This window comes from Elusimicrobiota bacterium, from assembly GCA_026388075.1.
GTDB lineage: Bacteria > Elusimicrobiota > Endomicrobiia > Endomicrobiales > JAPLKN01 > JAPLKN01.
The window spans coordinates 1-25,560 of sequence record JAPLKN010000057.1 but is presented as its reverse complement, the minus strand read 5'-3'; the positions used below and the strand labels follow the sequence as shown (position 1 = coordinate 25,560).

The following is a 25,560-nucleotide window of genomic DNA, read 5'->3' as shown; positions in this document are numbered from 1 at the left end:
AGACCTTGTCTATTTGAAGCATATCAAGACAACCGCATGATCCTGTTATATCTACCAAAGTATCAATGGAGTTAAGTTCATGGAAATGAACGCCTTTTAAAGGAACTTTATGAACTCTAGATTCCGCCTTAATTAGGCTATCTAGTATTGCCAGTGATTTTTTTCTGGCTTTGTCAGGTAATAAACTTTTTTGAATTATCGATCTCATTTCTTGAGGCGAACTGAAAACAATATTTCCCTTCACATTCAGAGTTGTAACGGGAAAATGAACTTTTCTGTTTAGTGAAACTTCCAGTTTCCAGCCGTCAAGTTTTAGTGATTTCTTTAAAGCCTGCTCTAATTCTTTAGGATTAATCCCGGCATTTATAAAGGAAGAAAGAATCATATCCCCCGAAACACCTTGAGAACAATTGATATACGCAATTTTCATTTTCTCACCTTTTATTAATTAAACCCGAAATGATTCCGGCACCGAATCCGTCGTCCTTCGACAAGCTCAGGACTCCTCTTTTTTCTCTATACCAACTTTTTATATTTTATTAACCCCTTTATTAATCAAACCCGAAATGATTCCGGCACCAAACCCGTCGTCTATATTTACTACGCAAACATTGGGGGCGCAAGAATTAAGCATTGATAGAAGTGCCGAAACCCCTTTAAAAGAAACTCCGTAACCGACCGAAGTGGGAACTCCTATAACAGGGCACTTCACCAGTCCGCCTATAACACTTGGCAAAGCACCTTCCATTCCCGCACATACCACTATACATGATGCATGGAGGAGTTTTTCCTTAAATTTAAGGACCCTATGAACTCCGGCAACACCGACATCGTATAATCTTTCAACCCTGTTTCCTAGAATCTCTGCGGTAACAGCCGACTCTTCGGCAACCGAGATATCGGTAGTCCCCGCAGTAACAACGCAAATATATTTTTGTTTATCAATATTTTTTACGGCATTGTTAAGAAGAATTATTTTAGCCAAAGGAAAATATTTTGCACTGGGAAACTTTTTCTTCAATTTAAAATAAATTTCTTTTTCAGCTCTCGTAACTATAGCCGGGCCTTTGCCTTTAACAAGCTCTTTTGAAATATCAATAATTTGTTCTACGCTTTTTCCGGGAGAATAAATTGCTTCCGGAAAACCCTGCCTTTCATATCTTTCTTTTTCTGCAAAATGGTGATCCATTCTAAAATTCCTCAAAATCAAATATTAAATATCAAAAATACTTATCAGGACACTAATTTGCTATTTATTTTTAAAATATTATTTGCAATTTTGACATTTGATCTTTGATATTAGGCGTTGTTTCTAAGATTCTCTCTGTGCTAGCGCTATATGTTCCGCTTCCTCAAAGTAAGGGGACTGCCATATCTCTTCAAGAAGACTGTCCAGTTCGCTTCTTTTTAATATTCTATTAAATTTGTTTCTTATTCTGGAAGCATTCGGCATACCTCTAAGATAATATGCCGCAACTTTTCTTAAAATCAAAAGGCCTTTTTTCTCGCCGTAGTAATCAATAGACATCTTGGCATGATTTTTAAGCAAGTTTATCCTTTCTTCCCAAGTCGGTTGAGTAAGAGTTTCACCGGTATTCAAAAAATGCTCTATCCTTTGAAATATCCGAAAATCCCCTATGGCTGCACGCCCGATCATCAAGGCCTTACATTTTGTTTTTTCAATAAACTTTTTTGCTGAGAACTCATCATTAATCCCGCCGTTACCTGCAACCGGAATCTTAACCGAAGCAACTGTTTTCTCCACAGCTTCTAAAACAGGTTTTCCTGAATGCCCCTGGGACGCATACCGACCGTGCACGGACACCATGCTCACTCCGCAGTTTTCTGAAAGTTTTGCTACTTGGGGAGCCACATTTTCATTCAGATTTTGTCCGATTCTAATTTTTATTGTTACTGGGATTCTAACACAATTTACCACTTTTGTCATTATATCAGACATGAGTTTTTCATTTTCTAAAAGTTTTGAACCAGCGCCGGATTTAATTATTTTTTTTACCGGACAGCCGAAATTGATATCCAAAATATCAGCGCCTTCATTTTCTACTATCAACGCGGCTTTTTCCATAATATCCGGCTCCGAACCAAATATCTGAACTGATACAGGATGTTCTTCAGGAGAAATTGTTAAAAGTTTCATTGTTTTTTGATCGCCATAAACGAGAGCCCTTGCTGAAATCATCTCCGTGCAAACTAACCCTGCCCCGCCTTTTTTTGCCAAAATACGGAAAGGCAAATCTGTTATACCGGCCATAGGAGCCATAACTAAATTATTACGCAGCTTCAGATTCCCGATAATTAATTGTCCGTTTTTTCCATGCATATTCAATCCCTAGCGTATAGCGCCGCGCCTGCCGGCGGGCAGGGATAGCGTTTAGAAAACTCAGGAAAAACCTTTTCTGGTATTTCCCTGCCTACTGCCTACCCTTCGACTTCGCTCAGGGCTATGCTACTCCCTACCTACTGTTTTTAGTTCCAGCTTTTGAGTTTCATCCCGGGATCTATTCTGTGAATTCCGTCATTTCCTTTATTTTTGTAATGAATAAATTTAAAATATCCCGCGCAGGCAATCATAGCAGCATTATCGGTACAATATTTTACAGAAGGAAGATAAACATCAAACCCTCTTTCCTTCCCTTCAGACAAAAACTGATCTCTTAAAGAAGAATTTGCAGAAACCCCGCCGCCGACAACGATTCTTTTCATTTTAAATTCTTCCGCTGCCTTAAATGTTTTACATTTAAGAGTATCAATAACGGCTTGCTGAAACGAAGCGCACAAATCTGCAATGTTTATTTTTCTATTATTTTTAACAAAATTTACCACCGCAGTTTTTAAACCTGAAAAAGAAAAATCCCAGCTTCCCCACAAATATGGCCTTGGAAAAGCTATCGCTTCGCTATTGCCTTTTTTTGATTGTTTATCAATTTGAGGGCCGCCGGGATAAGAAAGCTTTAAAAGTTTTGCAACTTTATCAAAAGCTTCTCCGGCCGCGTCGTCACGGGTTCCCCCCAAAAATTTGTATTTACCAAAATCCTTCACAATAACCAATTCTGTGTGGCCGCCTGATACGATTAAACTTAAAAACGGAGGTTTAAGTTCAGGATTTTCAATGAATGATGCATAAAGATGCCCTTCAAGATGATTTACATCTACAAGAGGAACATCATAAAGGAAGGCTAATGTCTGGGCAGTTACTTGCCCCACCAAAAGCGAGCCTGCCAGGCCCGGCCCTCTTGTATAACTTATTGCCGAAATATTATTGAAATTAGTCCCGGCAGCGCTGAAAGCTTTTTCTATGACTATGTTTATATTTTTTATATGCTCGCGGCTGGCAAGCTCAGGCACAACCCCGAAATACTTTTTATGAATATTTTCCTGTGAAGAAACAATATTTGAGAGTACTTTTCTGCCGTTTTCTACTATTGCAGCAGATGTTTCATCGCATGAAGATTCTATACCTAAAATAATTTTTGACATACAGTTTTTACCTTTCTTATAAAAAATATTTAGGGGGCACTGAAAAACGTATCGCCCCCTTGATTACAGTGATTATAAAGGCGATTACAAAGATTATTACGACGTAAAATCATTGTAATCTTGTTGTTATCTGCGTAATCCTTCGATAAACTCAGGATGGTGAGCGAAGCCGAACCATCAAGGGCTTAATGAAAAATAAACTCGTAATAAAAAGTGCAAGCTTTTTGGTGAAAAACGATTAAAACCGTGCACTTTTGAACAGGAAATAATCGTTTTTTGTGTTGTTAATTCAATCATTTTAATTATTTTTCAGTAAGCCCTATTTACATGGGGATTAATTTTAATTAGATATGCTGAAATGATAAGTTTTCTAGAATTTTAGCAAAATTTATGATCAGAGGACTTTCCTGTTTTTGATCAATTCAATTGCTTTTTTTAAAACTACATCTTCAACTAATTCTTCCTTTTTTACGGCAGACTGCGGCTCTTTCCCTTTCACAAATATTTTTTCAGACTGCTTATATAGTTTTGATTCAATATCTCTCGGAACATCAATAACTATATCAGGAATTATTCCGCCGACTCCGGTGTTTTCATCGCGATGAATGCTTCTCCCCAGAGGGGTATAATATTTCGCTGTCGTAAGACGAAGTGCGTATCCGTCGGCAAAAGGAAAAATAGACTGGACCGAACCTTTTCCAAAGGTCGTAGTGCCTACAATAAGCCCCCTTTTTAAATCCTGCATTGCGCCGGCAACAATCTCAGACCCTGAAGCCGAACCGCGATTTACCAAAACTACTATCGGCAATTTTGCAAATTCTGATTTTCCTCTTGAAAAATAATCTCTTCTAGTTTCTTTTTCCCTTCCTTGGGTGTAAACTACAAGTTTTCCCTCTTCCAAAAAGTCCTGACTGACGTCAATGGCTGAATCAAGCAATCCTCCGGGATTGTTCCTCAAGTCCAGAACAAGGGATTTCAATCCTTCTTTTTTCAGCTGTAATAGAGCTTTTATTAAATCCTTTTCACTTTTTGCAGTAAATTCTATAAGCTGTATATAGCCGATTTCGGAATCAATCATTTTGCTTCGTACGGTTTCAATTTTAATTATTTCCCGCGTCAAAGTATAATCAATCGGCTCTTTTTCGCCTTCGCGGGCAACCGACAAAGTAACTTTCGTTCCCGGCGCGCCTCTTAGAAGTTTTATCGCATTTTCTATAGTGATCCTGTAAATATTTTTATTATCAACCTTAATTATCTTGTCCTCCGGAAGTATGCCTGCTTTATAGGCCGGAGTTCCGGGAAGAGGAGTCATTACTGTAAGCCAATCATTTTTTAGGGATATCCTTATGCCTATTCCACCGAACTCCCCTTCAGTTTCGCTTTTCATTTCCTTGTAGGCATCCGGCTCAAGAAACTGCGAAAAAGGATCTAGTGCCCTTACCATCCCATTTATAGCCCCGGTAATTAAATCTTTATTATTTTTTTCTTCAACATAGTTAGCGTCTATCAATCCCATCACGTCAATCAGAAGTCTTAATTGTTCGTATGTCTTATCAACAGCTGCCCTTACAGGGACAATAAACGAATAGCTTAAAACTAAAGAAACAATTCCTATTGATAGTATGCCAACCATTTTTTTGAACATTTTTTCTATCCTTCCTTATTTTTCATTTTTTCAGCCAAAGAAGAGGATCATCTACTTTTCCATTATAACGGATCTCAAAATAAAGTATCGGGTTTTCTAAAGACGTGATTTGCCCAATTATGTCCCCTTCTTTTATTTTCATATTTTCCTGCACGTTTATAGTGCCTAAATGACCGTAAATTGTATAAAGCCCTCCTCCGTTATCCATTATTATCATAAGCCCGTAGGTCCTGAATTCTCCCGTAAATACTATTTCACCTTTTAATGCTGCCCTTACCTCAGCGCCGGGCCTTGCTGAAATCTTAATGCCGTTGCTTATTACATAGGTATCTAAATCGGGATGTTTATTTTTGCCGAACTTAGCAACAATATTTCCCTGCAAAGGCCAGGAAATTCTCTTGCGTTTCAGACGAACTTTTTCCTTTGTTTTTACCTTTTTTTCTTCTTTTTCCTTTTCTTTTCTTTCTATTTCTAACTTAGCTATAAAATCTTTAAGCGCTTTGCCTGACTCGGAAAGTTCTTGAATCTCTTTTTCCGCCACAACTCTCCTGCCCGCTGTCGTTTTTAAAAGGTTCTTTTTCTGCGATTGAACTGATGATTTTCGCACAGCCATCTCTTCCTGCCTGGCTTTTAGATTCATCAATTGCCTTTGCGCAGTCTGCCATTTTTCAAGCACAATCTGTGAGTTCATTTCTCTATCTAAAGCGCTGGCAAAATAGTTTTTCTTCTGTTCAATAGCCTGAAACATAAGTTTTTCGTTTACATTATCGTTAAAAAGCTTTTTATAACTGAAATATTCGCGATACCATAAATTTGTTTCAAATTTTACTGCCCCTGCCCATCTGCTCTTTTCCCATCTTGAAGCATCAAGTTCTTTTTCGGTAATCTTGAGAATATTTTCTGCTTTTATTATGTCGCGCCGGATTTTCTCGCCGTGTGTCTGGATTTGTTCAAGTTCTTTTGAAATAATATCCAGCTCTTTTGAAATCCTTTTTTCATCTTTTTTATATTTTTCCTGCTCGCTTTTCTTTGCTTTTAACTTATCCTGCAGTTCTGCTAAGCTTCTATTTTTTTCACTTATGTCGTCTTTTTTCTTCGGCGAGGCTTCCAAAGAAATACATAAATGTGCAATCAATAGGACAAGGATTAAATAAAACAGCCGCCTCATAAATTATTCTTTTAAAACAATATTCAAAAATATCCCTACGGGCCAGATAGATAATAAAAATTTGATAGGGACAAAAGCCTCGTTTGAAGAAAAAACGTATGAGCTCAACGCAAAATATATAATAATTCCCGCTAAACCAAAAACAATTCCCCAAACAGCTGACAACAAGTAATCTGAAAAATTCGCCTCAAAATGAATTATTTCATAGACTAATTTGATTATAGAAGAAACAAATAAAATTATTGCCGCGCAGACTAAGGTTGAAAGATAAATATATTTAAGATTTCCGATTTTTTCCGCAGTTTTAAAAAGGCTATTATCAAATCTTATTTCTTCAACACCCTTAATTTTTTCAATTTTATTCTTTAATTCATCCACATAACCTGCGCCGATTAATTCGGGTTTTACAATAAAATACGGTGAAAAGGGATTTTCACCGCTTAATAAGATATCTTTTATTTTTGATGAACCGTTTACTATTTTTTCATATATAGACGGACTGCTATTAAATGAGATATTTTTTATATTCTTTATACTTTCCAGCTCTTTTTTTATTTCATCTGCGGACGATTCGTAGCTTTTATAAATAAATACCGCCAAATATGCGTCCCGGGCAATCTTTCTATAAGAAAATTGCATTTGGTAAACTGCATTAAACAATAATGCGGCAACAAAGGTGCCGATTATTACCGGCACAGCTCTGAACATAATTCTATTTTCTTTTTTGTACATAGTATTTTAAAAAATTCCTTAAAAAATCAGACTTTTATTTGAACTGTTATTATAGAATAAAACAGGTTTATTGTAAACCCCGCTGGAAAATAAATTTCTCTCACAAATGACAACGACATCTTTTTAACTATAACTTACAAAACAGACACATCAGCCCGCAGGATTCCGCGGCATTTTCCAGCGGGGCAAGGATTAATTGTTCACAATTTCTTTTTACTCTTTATTTTTTAGGATTATTAAGATCTTAATCTATGAATTTATAGTTTCAGTTTATCGCACCCGTCGCTCATTACCCATCACTAATCACTAATTACTCATTACTTAATCAATACAACCCTTGGGAAGCCTGTTTTATTTCTATGAAGCTTTTGTCATCAGGAAAAAGTTTTAGAGCTTCATCGGAATATTTGATTGCTCTTGCGTAATTCCCCTTCTTATATTCTTTAACCGCTAAATTATAGTAAGAAGCTTTTATATTGTGTAAAAGCGCTTCATCTTTTGGAGTATCTTTCAGCCCCTGCAGAAAAATAATTAAGGCATTTTCAAAATCCTGTTTTTCAAAATACAGATTACCCCAGGAAATATAGCAAAACGCCAGATTATTCAGCAATTTTTCGTCCGAAGGGTAAATTTCCAGCACAATTTTAAGATATCCTATCCCCTTTTCAAAATTTCCTTTTTTCGCTTCATCAATTCCGCGTTCGCTAAAATATTTCTTTTCTAAATTCTTAAAATCCTCGTTTTTGGGATTGAAAACTTTTGCCTGCCTGATATACCGGTAAGCGTTATCGTAATCGCCGTTGCCGATATATTTTAAAGCAAGATTATTAAGGCATGCTTCAATATCGGTTTTAAATACTGCCGATTCCTGGTCAAAATAATAACCTTTTTTATACTTGGGTATTTCTGCATCATAATCAATTTCTTCTTTTTCGGTATTACTCAAAATGTTGACCAAATTTGAATACAAAGCCCCTATCAATTGGTATGTATTTACCGTTCTTCTTAAAGTATATTCTTTTTTTGGTACATAAACGTACCTTGTAAATTCTTTCAGCTGTTCAATTTCTTTTGTGCCGGGATCAAAACCGTAGCGTATCGTTGTTTCTATGTCTTTGTCTCCTCTTGAATCAACAAGCATGCAAAACGCGTGGTCTTTAACCACCACCCCCACTACTTTCAATCCCAAATCTTTTGCAAGGAGGGTGTAAAGGATGCTTCCTGAAAGGCAATTAAACTCGCCGTTATCTAAGATATCATTAGCTAAGGTGGCATCAGCCCTGTATTTTTTGAAAATATTGTCATGCAGCCAAAATAAAAGATTTTTTGCAGCTATATAAGGATCGTCGGTTTTTTTTACCTCTCTTAAAGCCCTTTCTCTTATCTTGGCCAGTTTTCCCTGATAGTAAATAAAATTTGAAAATTTGGTAATTCCCGAAGCTATTAAAAAAGCATCATATAGAGTGTATTTGGAAAGTTCCCCTTTATCAAGGTCAACAAAGAAGTCTTTTTCCAGATCGCTTCTTAATTCTCCTTCTTCAAAACTTACCCGGTCAGAAACCAGGGCAAAAGAATTAACCGTAAAAAGCAAAAAACTTAAAATTATTAAAATAATTTTTTTCATCTTTTTCATTAATTCTATTAGTTTTTCTTTTTTTGAACTGCTTTCCTATACATTTCCTCATATCTGCGGGCTGATTTATCCCAGGAAAAATTGCTGTTTAAAGCATTTATGATAAGTTTTTCCCACATTTTTTTGTTGTGATATGTTTTTAATACATTTTTAAAAGTCTTTAGAAGATTTTCTTTTTCAGGCGGATGAAATGAAAAGCCGTTTCCTTCCATAGTTTTCTCGCTGAAATTTTTTACGGTATCAAACAGGCCGCCTGTTCTATTAACTATAGGGATTGTTCCATATGCTAGGGCAATCATCTGGCCTAAACCGCAAGGTTCAAACAGGGAAGGCATAATAAAAGCGTCGCTGCCCGCATAAATTTTATGAGCCAATAAATTGTTAAATTCAAAACGAACCCCGATTTTTGACGGATACTTGCGAGCAAGATTATTAAGACTTTTTTCAATATTTTTGTCCCCTTTTCCTAAAAATATGAACTGCACATCGTTATTAACAAATTTTGGAAGGACTTTTTTTATTAAATTATATCCTTTCTGAGGGTCAAGCCTTGAGACAGCGCCGATTAAAAGAGCGCCTTCTTTTTCCTTAAGATTAAAAACTTTCTGCAGATCAATTTTGCATTTCTTTTTTCCTTCCCTATTGTCTTTTGAAAAATTTGAAACTATTAATTTATCATTAGAAGGATTCCACTCCTTATAGTCTATGCCGTTAAGTATTCCTTCCAGATCGTTTGTGCGGTGCCTTAAAGTTTTTTCCATTCCGCGCCCGGACTCTTCATAAAGAATTTCTTTTGCGTATGTTGGGCTCACTGTTGAAAGCATATCGGCATAAACCAAACCGATTTTTAAAAAGTTTATTTTCCCGAAATATTCCAGCTTATCCCACACAAAGTCTTTCCATGAAAATCCGGCAATATTAATTGTGTCGGACTTAAATAATCCCTGATAGGCAATGTTGTGGATAGTGAAAACCGTGGCAGTATTACAATAAAATCCGTCTATGCTGTACAAAGTTTTAAGATACGCGGGAATTAGCCCCGTCTGCCAGTCGTGGCAGTGAACAATATCCGGCTGAAAACCTATGGCTTTGGAAGCCTCTAAAACTGAGCGCGAAAAAAAAATGAAACGTTCCCTATTGTCCGGATAATCTTCGCCTGAAGGGCCGTATACTTCCGGACGGCCGAAATATTTATCATTTTCAATAAAATAACAATCAGTCCCGTTGGGGCTGACAGCAGTCATAACTTTCGCAATTTCATATTTTTCGCCGATAGGTATCTGAAGTTTATAGGCAAGTTTTTTTAGATGAAATTTATTTTCATCTATTTTTTGGTATTTAGGTATAAAAATTTTAACATCATGGCCGTCTTCTTTAAGATAAGGAGGAAGGGTTCCGACCACGTCTGCTAAACCGCCCACTTTTATGAAAGGGGCGCACTCGCTTGCAGTTATCAATATTTTCATTTTTTAAATTTTATTCGGATTCTTTTAAAAATTTTGCTGCTTCTTCAGGAGGGGTTGGATTGACGTAAAAACCGCTACCCCACTCAAAACCGGCTACCTGCGTCAATTTAGGAATTATTTCAAGATACCAATGGGCGTAGGGCATGTGCGGCTCTTTTAAAGGTGAATTATGGATAATATAATTGAAGGGAGGCCTTTCTAAAACTTTGTCAATTTTTCCCAAAACTGTCTGAAGCATTCCTGCCAAATTACTTGCTTCTTCCCGATGAATATCTTCAAATTTTGAAGAATGAAATTTCGGTAAAATCCAAGTTTCAAACGGAAAACGGGAAGCAAAAGGGCAAAAAGCTATAAAGTGGTCATTTTCTGCTACAACTCTTTGGCCGGATGAAATCTCCTGCTTCATTATGTCGCAAAAAACGCATCTTTCCTTGTAGTCGTAATGGTTCTTAGCCCCGATAATTTCTTCCCGCACCCTTTTTGGTATTATCGGGGTTGCTATAAGCTGCGAATGCGGATGCGACAACGTCGCCCCCGCTTGTGCTCCCCTGTTTTTAAAAATAAGAATATATTCAAGCCGAACATCCTTTTTTAGGTCAATTATTCTGTCTTTATAAACCCAAATAATATCTTCCACTTGTTTTTTCGGCAGTTCAGGTATTTCTTTTTCGTGATCAGGAGATTCTATAATAACTTCGTGCGCTCCGACCCCGTTCATTTTATCGTACATTCCATCTCCCTGACGGTTTAAAGCTCCTTCTATCTGAAGAATCGGATATTTATTAGGAACAACTCTGGCTGTCCAGCCGCTGGTATCCTTGGCTCTTCCGTGAGGCCCATAGGCAAAAATTTCCGGAGGAGTGACCTTTTCGTTTCCCGGACATAAAGGACAGCTTTTTTTGGAATTCTGTTCCTCTTCCCTGGAAAATTCAATTGGCCGCTTGCTTCTTTCTTTAGAGATGATGACCCATCTTCCTATAATCGGGTCCCGCCTTAACTCAGGCATTGTTTATTCCTTTAATACGTTTTAAAGTTTAGAAAGTTTTGAAAGTTAAAAGTTTAAAGAATCCTTTCCAAACAAAATTGTTTTTCTTGTTTTCCTATATACTTTCGTTTCTCATCCCGAGTAGTTTCTGATGAGCAGGTTTTTCCGTAATGATCTGCTTATCAGAAACTATATCGGGGAGGTGGGACTTGAACCCACGACCTTCCCGATCCCATCGGGACGCGCTAATCCCACTCTTGTTATAAATCGGGGAGGTGGGACTTGAACCCACGACCTCTTGCTCCCAAAGCAAGCGCGCTAGCCAATTGCGCCACTCCCCGATTTAATCAATTTTTCAACAAACCTGCTACTTTTTTGGGACTTAATATAGTATTCTCTTTTTCTTGCTTCAGATAATGTATCAAAAGTCTCTTTGTATTCCAATTGATATGGAACAAACTTTTTAGTACTTTTTGTTTTCCCCCTGTTATGCTCCTCAAGTCTTTTACCTAAATTTCCGGTACTACCTATATAATATCTTCCATTTCTTTTGCTTTTGAGAATATATAGATAATACATTTTTTTTCAGCGACCTTCCCGATCCCATCGGGACGCGCTAGCCAATTGCGCTACTCCCCGATGAAACAGTAATGAGTAATTAGTTTATAGTAATTTGATAAAACCTTTCTAATTTCTAAATACTAGCAAATTGAAAAGGCATGACTCTTCTAATTTCCAATTTCTAATCACTAATCACTGTTTCTATTTTAACAACTTCTTAAAAATGAGTCAATTCAGATTGTATAAGCCTTTTTGCTTTAAAAAGCGCTTTAGCCCTGTGGCTGATTTTATTTTTTTCTTCGTTTTTCAGCTCTGCTAAAGTCTTAGAGTGAGATTTTATCCAAAATAAAGGATCGTATCCGAACCCGTTTTTTCCTTTAATTTTTTCCGTTATTATACCGCAAATTTTTCCTTCAACCGTAAATACTTTGCCGTGAGGATCCGATAAAGCGATCACCGTTCTGAAGCAGGCTTTCCTTTTTTCTTTCGGAACACCTTTCAACAATTTGAGAAGTTTATTATTGTTGTCTTCGTAAGAACAATGGGAACCAGCCCATCTTGCGGAATAAACTCCTGGTTCATTATTTAGGTATCGGACTTCAAGTCCTGAATCATCCGCTAAAACCCATTTTTTTGTTATTTTAGCAACAGTCTTAGCTTTTTTTACCGCATTTTCTTCTAAGGTTTTTTTGTCTTCTATTATATGCGGTATTCCTTTAAATTCAGCTAACGAATGAATTTTTATAGGCAAATCTTTTAAGATACTTTTAATTTCTTCGTATTTATGTTTGTTATTTGTCGCTATCACTAACTCATTCATTATTTTAGCTGGCCAATTATTTTTTTCTGAATATTTATTATTGACTTTATTCCTTTCCAGGCAAGGACTAGCATCTCATCCAAATCCTTTTTTGAAAAGGTTTCTTTCTCGGCAGTCCCCTGTATCTCAACGATTCTTCCGGACCCGGTCATAACGACGTTCATATCCACATCCGCGTTATTGTCTTCTTCAGCGCAAAGATCCAAAATCTTTTTGCCTTTAACAATACCCACGCTTACGGCGCCTAGATATTCTTTGATAGGAAAAGAATCTATCGCTTTCTCTTTCTGAAGTTTTTTAAGCGCAAGAACCAGCGAAATAAAAGCGCCGTTAATTGACGCGGTTCTTGTGCCTCCGTCCGCTTTGATAACGTCGCAATCTAAAATTATTGATCGCGTTCCCAAAACTTTCAGATCAATTATTCCTCTTAACGAACGGCCGATTAATCTTGAGATTTCCTGGCTTCGCCCTCCGCCGGTGCTCCTGTTTCTGGGGGTCCTTTCTTTTCCTGCCCGCGGAAGAAGAGAATATTCCGCCGTCACCCATCCTTTATTTAAACCTTCTTTTTCAATAAAAAACGGGACTTTATTTTCAACGCTTGCAACGCAAAGGACCCTGGTTTCTCCCATTGAAAAAAGGCAGGAACCTTCGGCATGTTTCAAATAATTTTTTTCAACTTTAACTGTCCTGATCGGCATAATTCCTCTTTTAAGACATAGATTTAATATTTTCTGTTAGATGGCGGATTTTTTCCTCAGCATCTCTGAGTCGTTCTTTTATTTTTGAAACTTCTTTTTCAGGCGCGTGTTTTGTGAAATCGTCATTTTCCAGTTTCTGCCTGCAGCGGTCAAGTTCAATTTTTGTTGTCTCAATTTCTTTTTGCAGCCGGGATTTTTCCTTTTCCAGATCAATCAATCCTGCCAGCGGAACAAAAATTTCAATGCCTCTTAAGGCAGACATGGCTGATTGAGGAATCCTTTTAATTGCACTTCCGATTTCAAGATTTTCCGCCTTGGCAAGTGTTTTTAAATATGAGCGGTTTTCCTCTAAAACTTTTTTTAATTTATCCGAAGAAACATTTATAGAAACTGAAATATTTTTTGAGGGCAAAATATTCATCTCGCTTCTTATCGTCCGGACTGCTACCACAACTTCCTGAACCAGCCCCATATTTTCTAAAATCTTAGCTTGAATTAATTTCTCGTTAGGTTCCGGCCATTTTGACAAAAGGATGCTTTTTAAATCTGCGGATACTTGAATTAAGCCGGCTAAATTTCCCCAAATTTCTTCCGTGATAAACGGCATTATAGGATGCAAAAGCCGTAAAATTCCGGATAATATTTCAATAAGGATATTTAAAACATTCTTTTTGGAGTCCTCATCCGGCCCGTTAAGCCTAATTTTTGCAATTTCAATGTACCAGTCGCAATACTTGAACCAGAAAAATTCATAAACCAGCCGCGCAGCCGAATCCATATTATAAGAATCATAAGCTTCGGTAACATTTTTTATTAAAGAATTGTACTCGGATATTATCCACCTATCCGCAAGTTCTTCAGCTTTATATCTATTTTCAAAATCTTTTGCAGAATAATTTTGAGCGTTCATTAAAACAAACCTGGAAGCGTTCCAAATTTTATTAGAAAAATTTCTTGCACTCAAAAAAGAATCATCCGATAACTGCATGTCCCTTCCCGGAGCCGCGTTGGAAGTAAGGGCAAACCTCAGCGCGTCCGTACCGAATTTTTCCATTATTCCCAAAGGATCAATTACATTTCCCAAAGATTTAGACATTTTTTTGCCGAAACGGTCCCTTACTATCCCGTGAATAAAAACCTCTTTGAAAGGAATGTCTTTAATAAACTCAAGCCCCATCTGGACCATGCGTGCAACCCATAAATATAGAATCTCATGGCCGGTAACTAAAACTGAAGTCGGATAATAATATTCAATATCATTTTTTGATTCTTTTTTAGGCCAGCCGAAAACGCTGAACGGCCATAGAGCTGAGGAAAACCAGGTGTCCAACACATCTTCATCCTGTTTGATTTCCGTTCCGCCGCAATTAGGGCACTTTTCAATTTTTTCAACAGATGCTACCGGCGGACATTTCTTTGATTTATCTTGGTTTGACAGACAGTAATATATCGGAATTCTGTGCCCCCACCAAATCTGCCTTGATATACACCAATCCCTTAAATTTTCAAGCCAGAGTTTATAAGGATTTGCCCAATTTTCAGGAATAAATTTCACCTTTTTCTTGTCAACTACTTGGATAGCTTTTTTTGACATTTCCTCAACTTTTAAAAACCACTGCTCGGACATAAGCGGCTCAATAGGAGTATTGCACCTATAACAACGGCCGATCGCGTGAAGATGTTCTTTTGTTTCCAATAAAAATCCTTGAGCTTCCAAATCTTCCAGGACTTTTTTGCGGGCTGAATATATATCCAGCGAAGCATAAATACCGGCTTCTTTTGTCATCTTGCCGTGAAAATCAATTACTTCAACCCTAGGCAGATTTTGCCGAAGGGCTATCTCGTAGTCAGTTTTGTCGTGCGCCGGAGTTACTTTTACCGCGCCGGTGCCGAAAGTCTGGTCAACTATGTGGTCGGAAACGATAGGGATTTCTCTTCCAACAAGTGGAAGGATTATTTTTTTTCCTACCAAATTTTCGTAGCGTTTATCGGAAGGATTAACTGCCACTGCAGTATCTCCGAGCATTGTCTCAGGACGGGTTGTGGCAACGATAATAAAATCCTTGAATTCTTCGGCCGAACCATTTTTTCTGCCGTCTTTTAACGGATATCTGATATGCCATAATTTGCCTTTTTCTTCTTCATGTTCCACCTCAATGTCCGAAAGAGCGGTATGGCAGCGCGGACACCAGTTTACTAATGTTTTTCCGCGGTATATTAGGCCTCGTTTAAAAAGTTCCACAAAAGCTGTGAGTACGGCATTTGAACATACTTCATCCATTGTAAACCTTGTTCTGCTCCAATCCAAAGAACAGCCCAGTTTTCTTAATTGTCTTAAAATTGTGTCTCCGGATGAGTTTTTCCACTCCCGCATCCTTTCAAGAAATTTTTCCCTGCCCAATTCATTTCTCGTTTTATTTTCAGATTTGATTAATTTTTCAACAACATTTTGGGTGGCAATTCCTCCGTGGTCAGTTCCCGGAACCCAAAGCGTGTTAAATCCCCGCAATTTCTTGAAACGGATAATTATATCCTGGAGCGTGTTGTTTAGGGCATGTCCCATATGAAGCGATCCGGTGACATTAGGAGGAGGAATGACAATAGTGAAAGGTTTAAGCTTCTTATTTATTTTTGATGAAAAAAAACCCTCTTTTATCCAAAATTCATATAACCTATCTTCAACTTTTTGAGGGTCGTAAACTTTTTCCATTTCTTTAGGCATTTTAAGTCTCTCTTTAAATTTTATAATTCAAAAAATGTTAGCAAAACAAAAGCATTTTTTCAAGTTTAATCCCTATTTTCCATTGCGAAATCTAAAGCACTTATTTGCCAAAATCCCCCTTATCCGCCAGGCACCGCACTTAGTTTTCAAAAAGTTTAACCTAAAATATGTTTTTTCAGTATTTTTTTTGTGATTTATATATCAGAAGAATATTTTATTATTAAACATTGACAAATGATTATAATTACTATAAAATAAAAGCAGTAATCGGAGGCAAAAAAGTGAAAAAAATCAGAGGTTTTACTTTAATTGAACTTATGATAGTTGTGGCCATTATTGGCATACTCACCGCATTGGCAATACCTAAATTTGCCGACCTCATTCGTAAATCAAATGAAAGCGTAACGAAAGGAAACCTTGGAGCTATACGCAGTGCTGTAGCGGTTTATTATGGCGAACAGGAAGGATTTTTCCCTTATCCAACAGCGGATGGGCAAGATCCCAATAATTCTCTAGGTGGTATTTTAACTTCAAATTCCGGGAAATATATGAAAACTATGCCCAAATGCTTTGTTCCACCGTATCATCCTGTTTCCTACGACACAACTATATCCGTCTCCAGCGCGTCAGAATCATCCTATCCGGGTGGCTGGGGATATGAAGAAGATCCTACTGCAGCAGCATACGGATCAGTATGGGTTAACTGTACCCATACTGACAGCAAAACAACAACTTGGGGAATTTACTAGTTTTTAGCTCAAAACCTGAATTTAAGTAAAATCTTCTTTATTATTAAGAAGGTTTTGCTTTTTTAAATTCTACTTGACATATTAGTTTTTTTTTGTTATTAACTCTAACATATAAGTATTAGGGGGCTTCTAATGTTTTCACAAAAAGTTAAAAAGGGATTTAAACAACAGCTTACTGTTGTTCTTATTCCCCATAACAGCATTAACCCGCTAAAAATTAAGCTTTCCGTGCCTTTCATATTATTTATCTTGGTTCTCTGGACAGGAATAACTGTTTGGGCAGGATATTTGTCCGGAAAACATGTTGACTACTGGAAAGCAAAAATGGATTATAATCTTATGCGCATCAGGGTTTCCTTTTTTGCGCAGGAATTAAAAAAGACCCGCGGGATGATTGAACAGGTTAAAGAAAATGATGAAAGCTTGAGAGGCCTTCTTGATATGAAATCAAAGAAAGCAATTGTTGAAAATGAAAAAAGAGGTATGGGCGGACCCACGGTAGCGGATGTAAACAGCCTCAATCTTACCCTTGCAGGAAAATTAGCCGACCTAACTCAGCGAGACATTCTGGCACAGACATCAGCTCTCAGAAAAGAAACCCAGAAACGTATTCAAAGCTCTCAGGAAATATTTGATTATATTGAAAAACAGCGCACTATTTATCGTTCTACCCCCAATCTTTTTCCTACAATGGGCGAAATTACATCCCGATTCGGTTTTAGAGTCCACCCGATGTTCAAATCATATGAATTTCATTCCGGGTTAGATATTGCAAACGAGCGCGGCACAAAAATTTATGCTACTGCTGACGGAAAAGTAAAAGTGGCCGACTGGCAGCCCGGGTTCGGCCGTCTGGTAATTATTCAGCATAACTGCGGTTATGTCACTTATTACGGCCACATGTATAAAATATATGTGAATGAAGGCGATACGGTAACCAGAGGTGATGTCATCGGCTTAATGGGCAATTCGGGAACTTCAACAGGAACCCACCTGCACTACGAAATCCAGCTTTATGGTAAACCGGTGAATCCCGCAAGATACCTGAAGAAAATCCTCAGAGATGGAAATGTTCAGGACGTCTAAAATAATATAAGAGGCGCTAATGTCAAAGAAAAAAACAAACGGACTATCTGTCGTTGAAACATTTATCGGAGCAAACTCAATTATCAAAGGATCCATACAAACAAAAAATTCCGTACGGATTGACGGCAATATTGAAGGAAATATTGTTGAAGCGGACGGAGTAATAGTAGGCGAAAAGGCTTCAATTAAAGGCGACATAAACGCCAGAATCGTGGTTATCGGCGGAAAGGTTACGGGAAATATCTCCGCAATTCACAACATTGAAATACTTTCAAAGGCAGAAGTCCGCGGAGATATGCGCAGCTCGGTGCTTTCAATAGCCGAAGGAGCAATAATTGAGGGAAGCTGTGTTGCTTTGTCCGATGATAATAAAGTAATTGAACTTGACGTTGAATCCGTCAAATAACTCCGGCGTAAGGTTTATTCCTGCCAATTATTTAAAATCAACACAAAAGAAATAATAAGGTTTTGAGTCCAATTTAAAAATATTTTATATCCGGGTTCACCCCGTTAGAGACATACCTCGCTCGCCTCGCTGCGAAGCGGGCCGGCAGGCGGGCAACGGGGTAAACCGCCATCTAACAGCACTATTTCAATCCGCCGACAGGAATCGGCGAACTTCTCTAACGGGGTAAATAATTATGATGCATTTTTTCAGAAAGCACAGGGAAACAATATTTATTATCACTATAGCGGGTTTTCTTGCGGGTATTTTTGTCGGTTTCGGCAGTTATTTTTTTATCGGAAAAACTCCCTCGGACGCCGTAGTTGAAGTTAACGGAAAAGACGTTCCCTACAGGCGCTATACAAATTTGCTGAATCAAGTAAGAAACAGCATGACTAAAAATAAGGAAGATATTACCGACGAGGTTTTGAACAAGAAAAAGCAAGAAGTCATACAGCAGCTTATCCAGGAAGAACTTTTTTGGCAGGAAGCTAAAATATTCGGAATCAGCGTGTCCAATAAAGAGCTTGCAAATGACATACAAAACTATCCGGCATTTCAAAAAGACGGAAAATTCAGCCATCTTCTTTATTACAGAATATTAGGCGAGATACTCCGCGAAACACCGCGCGACTTTGAAGAATCCCGCAGAAAACAGATTGCGGCATACCGATTAAGGCAGTTTATCGCATCCAGCGTAAGAATAACCGAGCCTGAACTCCAGATTGAATATGCCCGGGCTAATAAAGGAAATATGGCAAACTACGAAAAAGAAAGAGAGAAGTTTTTGGATAATTTAAAACAGGAGAAAACAATACTGGTGTTTAACGAATGGTTTAAAGATCTTAATCGGACGGTAAAAATAAAGGTTAATCTTGACGAGATAGAAAGCAAATTCCAGAAATAACGCCTACGCTTTTCTTCGCAGCATATTCCTATATTCATTCCTGTGTGTAGTTAATATCTTCTTTAAATATTTCATCTGCTCATCAATAGAAATGCGGTACATATTCAAATGGATTTTATACCTTTTATTAAAGTGATACTCCGCATACCTATCCATGTTGTTAAGCGTTTTCTTCAGCCTGTCCTGAATTTCGTGATAAAAATTAAATGTTTTTTCAAGAAGCGAAAGTTCATTAGTGTACCCTTTTACGTTCCCCTCCCTGAATTCGTTGTAAAGGAATATCAGTTTTTCAAGATAGGTCCTTGAAGCCATCTGCCCCAAAATGTCGGCTGTCCCAAGTATATATCCCAAATTTTTTTCTACTTTGTTCTGGAATTTTATAGTTTGGACATCAGGGACTACTCCCGTGCAGCCGATCATATTCCCAGCGGCAATTGCATCTTTTTCGCTGTACCCTAGTTCTTTAAAATATTTTTTTACAAAATCCGCGCTTCGTTTAACGTGAACTAATGTGTACTTTGCCCCCGTTCCTTCATTATCATCAACGGTTTGAATGTAGCCGGCATCATGAAATATTGTAGCGATCAGAGCTATTACAACGCTTTCGCAGGGCAATTTATTTATAAAATGATTTATGTTATACCCGTCAATTAATCTTGATATCGCCAGCAGGCAGTCTGTTATGTGGGACATGTCGTGAAATTTTGTATTGCAGGCTTTATATCCCGGATATCTCCCTTCATAAAAATCAAGAAAATCCCGAAAAGCCATCCTTACCTTAAGAAACTCGTGAATAGGATAATGCTGAATAAAATTATATTTTACCTCTTCTAAGATCGCCGTCGGGCTTGACATATCAACCAGCTGCGATAATTGAACAAATTTTCTTTTATTCATAACACCTCACAATTTAATTTAACGGGCATTATTTAGTGCTTGTTGAAAAAGTCATCAACAAGCACTGATTACACAGATTTCTAAAAGATTACACCGTTCTTATCGTCGGACTTTAATCTGTGTAATCTGCCCTTTAATCTGTGAAATCATAGTTTCTGTTAGTTTTTCAACAGAAACTATTTAAGTTTTATATTAAAATATTTCAAAAGCTTTTTAGTCTTTTTATATGGAAGGCCTACTACATTATAGTAATCTCCGAATATTTTTTCAACAAAAGCGTCATCCTTTTCCTGTACCGCATAAGCGCCGGCCTTATCCATATGCTTTCCGGCCAATTTATTTATTTCTGTATCGCTTAACTTCCGCATCTTTACTCGGCTAACTTCATAATCAACTTTTTTCTGGTTTGTCTTTGAATCAATAACCGCAATCCCGGTATAAACCTTATGGAAACTTCCGTTCAATTTTTTGAGAATCTCCCTTGAATGCAGTTCATCGGCGGGTTTACCGATAATATGGCCTTTTAAGACAACAATTGTGTCCGCCCCGATAACCAAACCTTCTTTTAATTTTTTGGCAACGGATTCAGCTTTTCTTAAGGCCAGTTCTTTAACAATAAAAGAAGGTTTCTTAAGCAGAGTATGTTCCTTAATATGGCTCGGAATTATTTTGAATTTTAAACCCCACTGCTTAAGAAGAGCTATTCTGCGCGGCGATACCGAAGCAAGAATAACAGGAGATTTAACTCCTTTGATAGCTGTTCCCTTTTTAATGCGAAATCCTCCATAGCCCTCTTCTATAAAACATAAACGCCTTTTTGTCAATGTTTATTTTGCAATCTAAACATTAGACTTCTAAGCTAAAGAGTATTTACTATTTTGAGAACTTTTTAAAAAGAAGCGCTGAGCAAATAATACCTATAATGGCCAACAAATTAATTTTCAGCATGCATCCGAGCGTAATTTCAATTATTCGCAAATCAAGCGTTGCCGGACTCAATCCCGCAGTAAGATCGGCAATGAATAAATCTCTTATTGGCCCCTGAGGTATCGCTATACCTATAAACTTGCCCAAAAACGAACCAAGCAGCGCGCCTACAACAATAACCAAAATGAACCAAATAACATTTTTTCCCATGCTTTTCCTCCTTTATTTTCGAAGAATCAACAAATAATCAATTCGGCAATCAGATTAAGGATGGACACCTTCAAGCTTAGTAGTTGATTCCGTGAACAAGCGCATAATCTGTGACCCAAACAATCTCACAACTACTATGGCTGCTATTGCAATTAAAGCAACTATGAGGATATACTCGGTCATTCCCTGTCCTCTTTCATCTTTTAAGAAATTTTTTATCATTTTTTTCACCTCCTTTTATAAGATTTTTTGAAAATTAATACCTATCACCTTTACATCCAGTCCCGGCAAGCACTTCAGACCGCGCCCCAATCTTTAGTTTTTTTATTATTCCGCCTCCCCCAATGTAACGACTCCACGCAGAAAAAAGCTTCGGAGTATCAAAATCGTAGGCAACCTTTACATAGGATGAATATTTCTCGATTCCATTTCCTCCATAATATATTTGCTGCAACGGATTCAAAGCGTCTCTATTTATTCTGATTTCAATATTATTGTTTTCCAATATTTTTTTATCGAGAACTCTGCCTTCGTTTTCTTTTCCACACAAATAATCAATCACTTCACTCCTTATTTCAGTCTCATTCATTCTCGTATAAAGAATTAGATCACTTCCGTACCTCGCCCCCATTAGCAACTGCTGCCTGGTAAGCAGTATCTGAGCGAACCAAAAAATCATTACAATAACGACCACTATTATCGGGATAAGTAAGATATTCTCAATTAATGCCTGCCCATTTTCCTTCGATTGATTTCTTTTCATTTTCTCAATGCTGGACGATTCTAAGATAATTGCTCGGCACCAACTGCGCGTCCCAACCTCCGTATTGAGCTCTTAGATATTCCTTAAAAACAGGCGAGATTTTATCAGAAGGATGGTCTCTGGTTTCTAATGGAAACATTGGCCCATTCCTGTTATATACAGCCGCAGAAGAAACTGCTTCCATTTCAACATCGTCCAATCCTATCCACTTACTAAAAATAAAACCCTTTTTTTCTATTTTCTTTTTCAATATAATCATCACTTTACAGCTTTTACTGAAAATACTTTTATCGGCATAAAGCCAAGAGTGGCAATCGTTTTCCTTATTGAAACTCATTGCTTCCGTCCAAAAAAAGTGCAGGTGATAACTGGGCCATTCTGGATTGGGGGGAACACTATGGCACATGCTCTGTGTATTATAGTATTTTATACCATTTTTGTTTCTGTATAAACCCAACACATTGAAGAGTGGAGACATCCAAATATTTAATTTTTCCTTTTTAAATTCATAACCCTCACTATTTAGGGATGCAACCTTTTCTGCATATGGAAGCACATTCATCAAAAACGCGCCATAAAACGCGTCTTGATATTCTCGAAGCCTAGAGACCCAGAATTTTGTTCTTTCAATATTTTTTCCATAAAGTTCATATGAAAAAAATTCTGTCCCAGGACATCTGCCTCCATGCCATATATCCAAAGCTGAACCTACCATTTTTTGACTGTCATTAAGACACATCCAAAAAAATAAAAATGGCGTCCATGGAGGACACCAGCCATAAGGTCCATCCCAGGTTCCGAAACTGAAATAATTAAAAATTCCAGGTGGTTCACAGCCAACAAACTTCCCGAGAGCCAACCCAACTTCCCCGTCATATAAAGTACAAGCTATTAAGTAATTCAGATATCCTAAAGCATTTAAAGTTCTTGCTTTAAAAACAGCAACCGATATTGCGGCATTATCGGCAGCGTTTTGAAGCATCATTCGTTCCTGCATCAATTTAGCAATATTGACCATCATCGCCCAGGAAATTATTAGCACCATAATCATTACGAGCATATAAGGCATTGCCTGGCCTTTTTCAGATTTGCACCTAGAAACCAGGGACCTCTGATGGATATGATTTGTCATAGTAATCTTCATCTGGTGATTTAACCATCCACGCTCGCGAAGTATTCCTTTTAACATTCGTATTTCCGATGGACAATATAGTTGAGCCGCTAAGAAGCTTACCAAACATTATGCTCTGTAAGTATTTTAATCGGGTATTATAACTTTTTATTTCTTTTGGCCGATTAGTTCGCTCATTTATGTGGGCTCCCTCTAATGTTACATAATCAACCGGTACATTATACGGGACAAAATCCAATTTTCCCGAACTAATTTCATTCATAAACAAAAAAAGTGCGGAAGCTAGTGTTTTTGCCTTAACATCCTTGTCGGTTTTAGAAACAACTGCGACTCTGGAAATTGCAAAAGCCGCTTCATTGGCTATTAAGTCGTTTACAACCATAATGACAAGCTGGATGCCAGCGAAAACTACTATAGTTAGAAACACGGTTGAAAGAAGCGTTTCTATCATCGCCTGCCCGCGGTTATTTTTGCTGATATTTTTCAGTCTCATTGTTTTTTTATTTTTATCGGAATTGTGGTAGTTGCGGTCTGGAAACCTATTAAATCCGTTGCGATCATTGTAACTGAATATTTTTCTGGTTTAACCCCTTCTATTCCCGAAAGCGTGAAGGAGTTTTTGAACTTAAGCGGCTTAGCAAATAAAGGTTCTTTCCCATCTATCATTGAAGGTTGAAGCAATACTACTCCGCCATTTTTGTCACGAACTATTAAGTCTTCCCTCAACCAATAGTAATCCATGCTTTCATCCTTAGGCCCTTTTTCAGCAAGAGTTGTCATATTTTTAACATTAAAAGTGATAATTATTTTTTCATTGGGACTAAATACAATTGTGCCGTTAGAAATATCATTTTCACCCGTACCTATCCTTATATCGGATATTTCAAGACTTGATCCAGTGGGCTTTGAACCCCACATCTTGCCCAAGATCGGACACTTACTGCACGAAGCAAAAGCCAAAGCAAAAACAATCACAACAACGAAAAAAACTGAAGACTTGCAAAATTGCATGATAACCCTCCTAGATACTATCGCACAGCCGGTGCCCCGGATTTTTTAAGATAAGAATCTACTGATTTGGTAAAATTAGAAACAGAATCATTTGCTGATGTTAATTTAGATCCGATTGAAGTTGTCAGTGTATCTACCTTAGCCTGCGTTTTATTAAATGCATTTTGAACATTAGTCTGGGCCGCAACAGTTTCAGCTTTAATAAGCGCGGCTTTAGATTGCATTACGGATCCAAATTCCGCGACTTTCGCATCATATTGGCCGGAGATATTCTTTAAGTTTTGTTGCGCTTGCTCAATTTTGGCATTGTATTCTTTTAGAGGCGCTTGAGCGCCTGCGTGAACATCGTTAATTCTTGACTGGGATTGCTCAACAGCCTTTTGAATATTCGCCTTTGCATCGTTAATCTTTGCGTTATACTCGTTTACAGAGTTCTGTAATGCCGCTCTCGCATCGTTGATTTTTCCCTGATACTCATTCACGGTATTTTGCGCCGCCTCGCGGGCTTCATTCATTTGTGTCTGATAGGAATTAACGGTTGCTTTTAAATCAGCTTGGGCTTCTTCAATTTTTCCCTGATACTCGCCGACTTTTGCTTTAACGGTGTTTTGTGCCGCATCAATTTTTGACTGGTATCCGTCAACCGTTGATTTTATACTCGCATTCACTTCCGCAATCTTTGACTGGTATTGATCCACCGTTTCCTTCATATTAGATTTTGTTTCAGATATCTTGCCCTCAAGGATTCCAATCTTATTCTGCGCGGCATTAGATGTACTGTCAATTTTTGCCTGAAGCGGAGCAATCTCTTTATTACATGCATTCATGCTATCGTTAATATTTTTCTGATAACCGTCAATCCCCCTGCTTGAGTCAGCTAACGAATCCTTCATATTTTGCCTCATACGGGTTATGTCGGCATTAAGGTTTTTGACAGTCTCATTGTCCGTAGCCTTGGCTAGTTTTTCCTGCGCCTCATCAATTTTTGAATCAAACTCCTCCATTTTTGCTTTGGCTTGTGCCTGGGCCTGGTCTATTTGCGATTGAATTTTGGACACATTTTCTTCCATTCTTGATTTTGCATCGTTTATTTTTGACTGACAGTCATCAACCGTATTTTTGACCTCGGCTCTGATATCGTCAACTTGCTTTTGATAACCATCCATTACTTTATAAGCGGATTCTTCTGCCTCATCAATCTTTGCCTGGATATCGTCAATTTTACCCTGTACACCTGCCCTCGCCTCATCAATTTTTGACTGATAGCCGTCAATTTCTTTTTGAATCTGCCGCTTGCGGTAGGCTTCTTTCCCAAGCGATATGCCGATGTAAACAAGAACAGACAAGCCTGCAAGGAAGAATATTCCCGAAAAAATTTTGGCGGATAAATTTGTTTTTTCGCGTTTTTTTCTTTTCACCTTATTAGCGGAGCTATTGTAAAAGCAACCATCGAAAGAACGGCGAGAAGGGTGATGATGACCCAGATTATCTTGATTTTTTTCTTG

26 protein-coding genes, 1 tRNA gene and 1 pseudogene are annotated in these 25,560 nt (G+C 37.7%); 4 read left to right on the top strand and 24 right to left on the bottom strand.

The window, feature by feature from the left end:
* The 15 genes from NT145_02935 to NT145_02865 all read right to left on the bottom strand — a co-directional run.
* A partial coding sequence (locus tag NT145_02935; protein ID MCX5781646.1) for a DUF111 family protein occupies positions 1-430 on the bottom strand: 430 nt, incomplete at its 3' end.
* A 99-nt stretch (positions 431-529) separates the two neighbouring features.
* Complete coding sequence (gene larB / locus NT145_02930) at positions 530-1,189, bottom strand: nickel pincer cofactor biosynthesis protein LarB (protein MCX5781645.1); 660 nt, start codon at positions 1,187-1,189, stop codon at positions 530-532.
* Between the two features lie 123 nt (positions 1,190-1,312).
* Positions 1,313-2,341 carry a tRNA dihydrouridine synthase DusB gene (dusB, locus tag NT145_02925; protein ID MCX5781644.1) on the bottom strand — a complete coding sequence of 343 codons (1,029 nt, stop codon included), beginning with the start codon at positions 2,339-2,341 and terminating at the stop codon, positions 1,313-1,315.
* 146 nt (positions 2,342-2,487) lie between these two features.
* Complete coding sequence (gene tsaD, locus NT145_02920; GenBank protein ID MCX5781643.1) at positions 2,488-3,498, bottom strand: tRNA (adenosine(37)-N6)-threonylcarbamoyltransferase complex transferase subunit TsaD; 1,011 nt, start codon at positions 3,496-3,498, stop codon at positions 2,488-2,490.
* A 394-nt stretch (positions 3,499-3,892) separates the two neighbouring features.
* On the bottom strand, positions 3,893-5,143 hold the full coding sequence (locus NT145_02915) for a S41 family peptidase (protein ID MCX5781642.1): 1,251 nt from the start codon (positions 5,141-5,143) through the stop codon (positions 3,893-3,895).
* Between the two features lie 22 nt (positions 5,144-5,165).
* Positions 5,166-6,311, bottom strand: a complete 1,146-nt coding sequence (locus NT145_02910) for a peptidoglycan DD-metalloendopeptidase family protein (GenBank protein ID MCX5781641.1) — start codon at positions 6,309-6,311, stop codon at positions 5,166-5,168.
* Between the two features lie 3 nt (positions 6,312-6,314).
* Positions 6,315-7,043: a permease-like cell division protein FtsX gene (locus NT145_02905; protein MCX5781640.1), complete on the bottom strand. Its 729-nt coding sequence runs from the start codon at positions 7,041-7,043 to the stop codon at positions 6,315-6,317.
* Between the two features lie 325 nt (positions 7,044-7,368).
* Positions 7,369-8,676 (bottom strand): tetratricopeptide repeat protein, encoded by a 1,308-nt coding sequence (locus tag NT145_02900; GenBank protein ID MCX5781639.1) that lies wholly within the window; start codon positions 8,674-8,676, stop codon positions 7,369-7,371.
* Positions 8,677-8,684: 8 nt separating this feature from the next.
* Complete coding sequence (glgA, locus tag NT145_02895) at positions 8,685-10,142, bottom strand: glycogen synthase GlgA (protein MCX5781638.1); 1,458 nt, start codon at positions 10,140-10,142, stop codon at positions 8,685-8,687.
* A gap of 10 nt (positions 10,143-10,152) precedes the next feature.
* Complete coding sequence (gene galT, locus NT145_02890; protein ID MCX5781637.1) at positions 10,153-11,148, bottom strand: galactose-1-phosphate uridylyltransferase; 996 nt, start codon at positions 11,146-11,148, stop codon at positions 10,153-10,155.
* Between the two features lie 246 nt (positions 11,149-11,394).
* Positions 11,395-11,468: transfer RNA gene (locus NT145_02885), tRNA-Pro, on the bottom strand.
* Positions 11,446-11,706: a GIY-YIG nuclease family protein gene (locus NT145_02880; GenBank protein ID MCX5781636.1), complete on the bottom strand. Its 261-nt coding sequence runs from the start codon at positions 11,704-11,706 to the stop codon at positions 11,446-11,448. The genes NT145_02885 and NT145_02880 overlap by 23 nt, the downstream gene beginning before the upstream one ends.
* Before the next feature lie 199 nt (positions 11,707-11,905).
* Positions 11,906-12,508 carry an XTP/dITP diphosphatase gene (locus NT145_02875; protein ID MCX5781635.1) on the bottom strand — a complete coding sequence of 201 codons (603 nt, stop codon included), beginning with the start codon at positions 12,506-12,508 and terminating at the stop codon, positions 11,906-11,908.
* Positions 12,508-13,206: a ribonuclease PH gene (gene rph / locus NT145_02870; protein MCX5781634.1), complete on the bottom strand. Its 699-nt coding sequence runs from the start codon at positions 13,204-13,206 to the stop codon at positions 12,508-12,510. The genes NT145_02875 and rph overlap by 1 nt, the downstream gene beginning before the upstream one ends.
* 10 nt (positions 13,207-13,216) lie before the next feature.
* Entirely contained in the window at positions 13,217-15,928 is a 2,712-nt protein-coding gene (locus NT145_02865) for a valine--tRNA ligase (GenBank protein ID MCX5781633.1), read from the bottom strand.
* Between the two features lie 281 nt (positions 15,929-16,209).
* Here NT145_02865 and NT145_02860 point away from each other — a divergent pair.
* The 4 genes and pseudogenes from NT145_02860 to NT145_02845 all read left to right on the top strand — a co-directional run bounded on the left by NT145_02860 (position 16,210) and on the right by NT145_02845 (position 19,115).
* Positions 16,210-16,299: pseudogene (locus tag NT145_02860) on the top strand (prepilin-type N-terminal cleavage/methylation domain-containing protein).
* Between the two features lie 510 nt (positions 16,300-16,809).
* Positions 16,810-17,763, top strand: a complete 954-nt coding sequence (locus NT145_02855) for a M23 family metallopeptidase (GenBank protein MCX5781632.1) — start codon at positions 16,810-16,812, stop codon at positions 17,761-17,763.
* A gap of 19 nt (positions 17,764-17,782) precedes the next feature.
* Positions 17,783-18,169 (top strand): polymer-forming cytoskeletal protein, encoded by a 387-nt coding sequence (locus tag NT145_02850; GenBank protein ID MCX5781631.1) that lies wholly within the window; start codon positions 17,783-17,785, stop codon positions 18,167-18,169.
* A gap of 235 nt (positions 18,170-18,404) precedes the next feature.
* Positions 18,405-19,115: a SurA N-terminal domain-containing protein gene (locus tag NT145_02845; GenBank protein ID MCX5781630.1), complete on the top strand. Its 711-nt coding sequence runs from the start codon at positions 18,405-18,407 to the stop codon at positions 19,113-19,115.
* Positions 19,116-19,118: 3 nt separating this feature from the next.
* On the opposite strand, the gene NT145_02840 is transcribed toward NT145_02845, so the two are convergent.
* From NT145_02840 to NT145_02800, 9 genes are all read right to left on the bottom strand, one after another.
* Complete coding sequence (locus NT145_02840) at positions 19,119-20,012, bottom strand: hypothetical protein (protein MCX5781629.1); 894 nt, start codon at positions 20,010-20,012, stop codon at positions 19,119-19,121.
* Positions 20,013-20,188: 176 nt separating this feature from the next.
* Positions 20,189-20,836, bottom strand: a complete 648-nt coding sequence (locus tag NT145_02835) for a Maf family protein (protein MCX5781628.1) — start codon at positions 20,834-20,836, stop codon at positions 20,189-20,191.
* 49 nt (positions 20,837-20,885) lie between these two features.
* Positions 20,886-21,149: a DUF4321 domain-containing protein gene (locus NT145_02830; GenBank protein MCX5781627.1), complete on the bottom strand. Its 264-nt coding sequence runs from the start codon at positions 21,147-21,149 to the stop codon at positions 20,886-20,888.
* A gap of 54 nt (positions 21,150-21,203) precedes the next feature.
* Positions 21,204-21,371 carry a Flp family type IVb pilin gene (locus NT145_02825; protein MCX5781626.1) on the bottom strand — a complete coding sequence of 56 codons (168 nt, stop codon included), beginning with the start codon at positions 21,369-21,371 and terminating at the stop codon, positions 21,204-21,206.
* Between the two features lie 34 nt (positions 21,372-21,405).
* Positions 21,406-21,912 (bottom strand): hypothetical protein, encoded by a 507-nt coding sequence (locus tag NT145_02820; protein MCX5781625.1) that lies wholly within the window; start codon positions 21,910-21,912, stop codon positions 21,406-21,408.
* Between the two features lie 4 nt (positions 21,913-21,916).
* Positions 21,917-23,101, bottom strand: coding sequence for a Tad domain-containing protein (locus NT145_02815; GenBank protein ID MCX5781624.1), 1,185 nt, complete (start codon positions 23,099-23,101; stop codon positions 21,917-21,919).
* The gene (locus tag NT145_02810; protein MCX5781623.1) at positions 23,007-23,537 is read right to left on the bottom strand and encodes a hypothetical protein; all 531 of its coding nucleotides are present in this window, start codon (positions 23,535-23,537) and stop codon (positions 23,007-23,009) included. Before NT145_02810 ends, NT145_02815 begins: the two co-directional genes overlap by 95 nt.
* Entirely contained in the window at positions 23,534-24,055 is a 522-nt protein-coding gene (locus tag NT145_02805) for a hypothetical protein (protein MCX5781622.1), read from the bottom strand. Before NT145_02805 ends, NT145_02810 begins: the two co-directional genes overlap by 4 nt.
* 17 nt (positions 24,056-24,072) lie before the next feature.
* A partial coding sequence (locus NT145_02800; protein ID MCX5781621.1) for a hypothetical protein occupies positions 24,073-25,560 on the bottom strand: 1,488 nt, incomplete at its 5' end.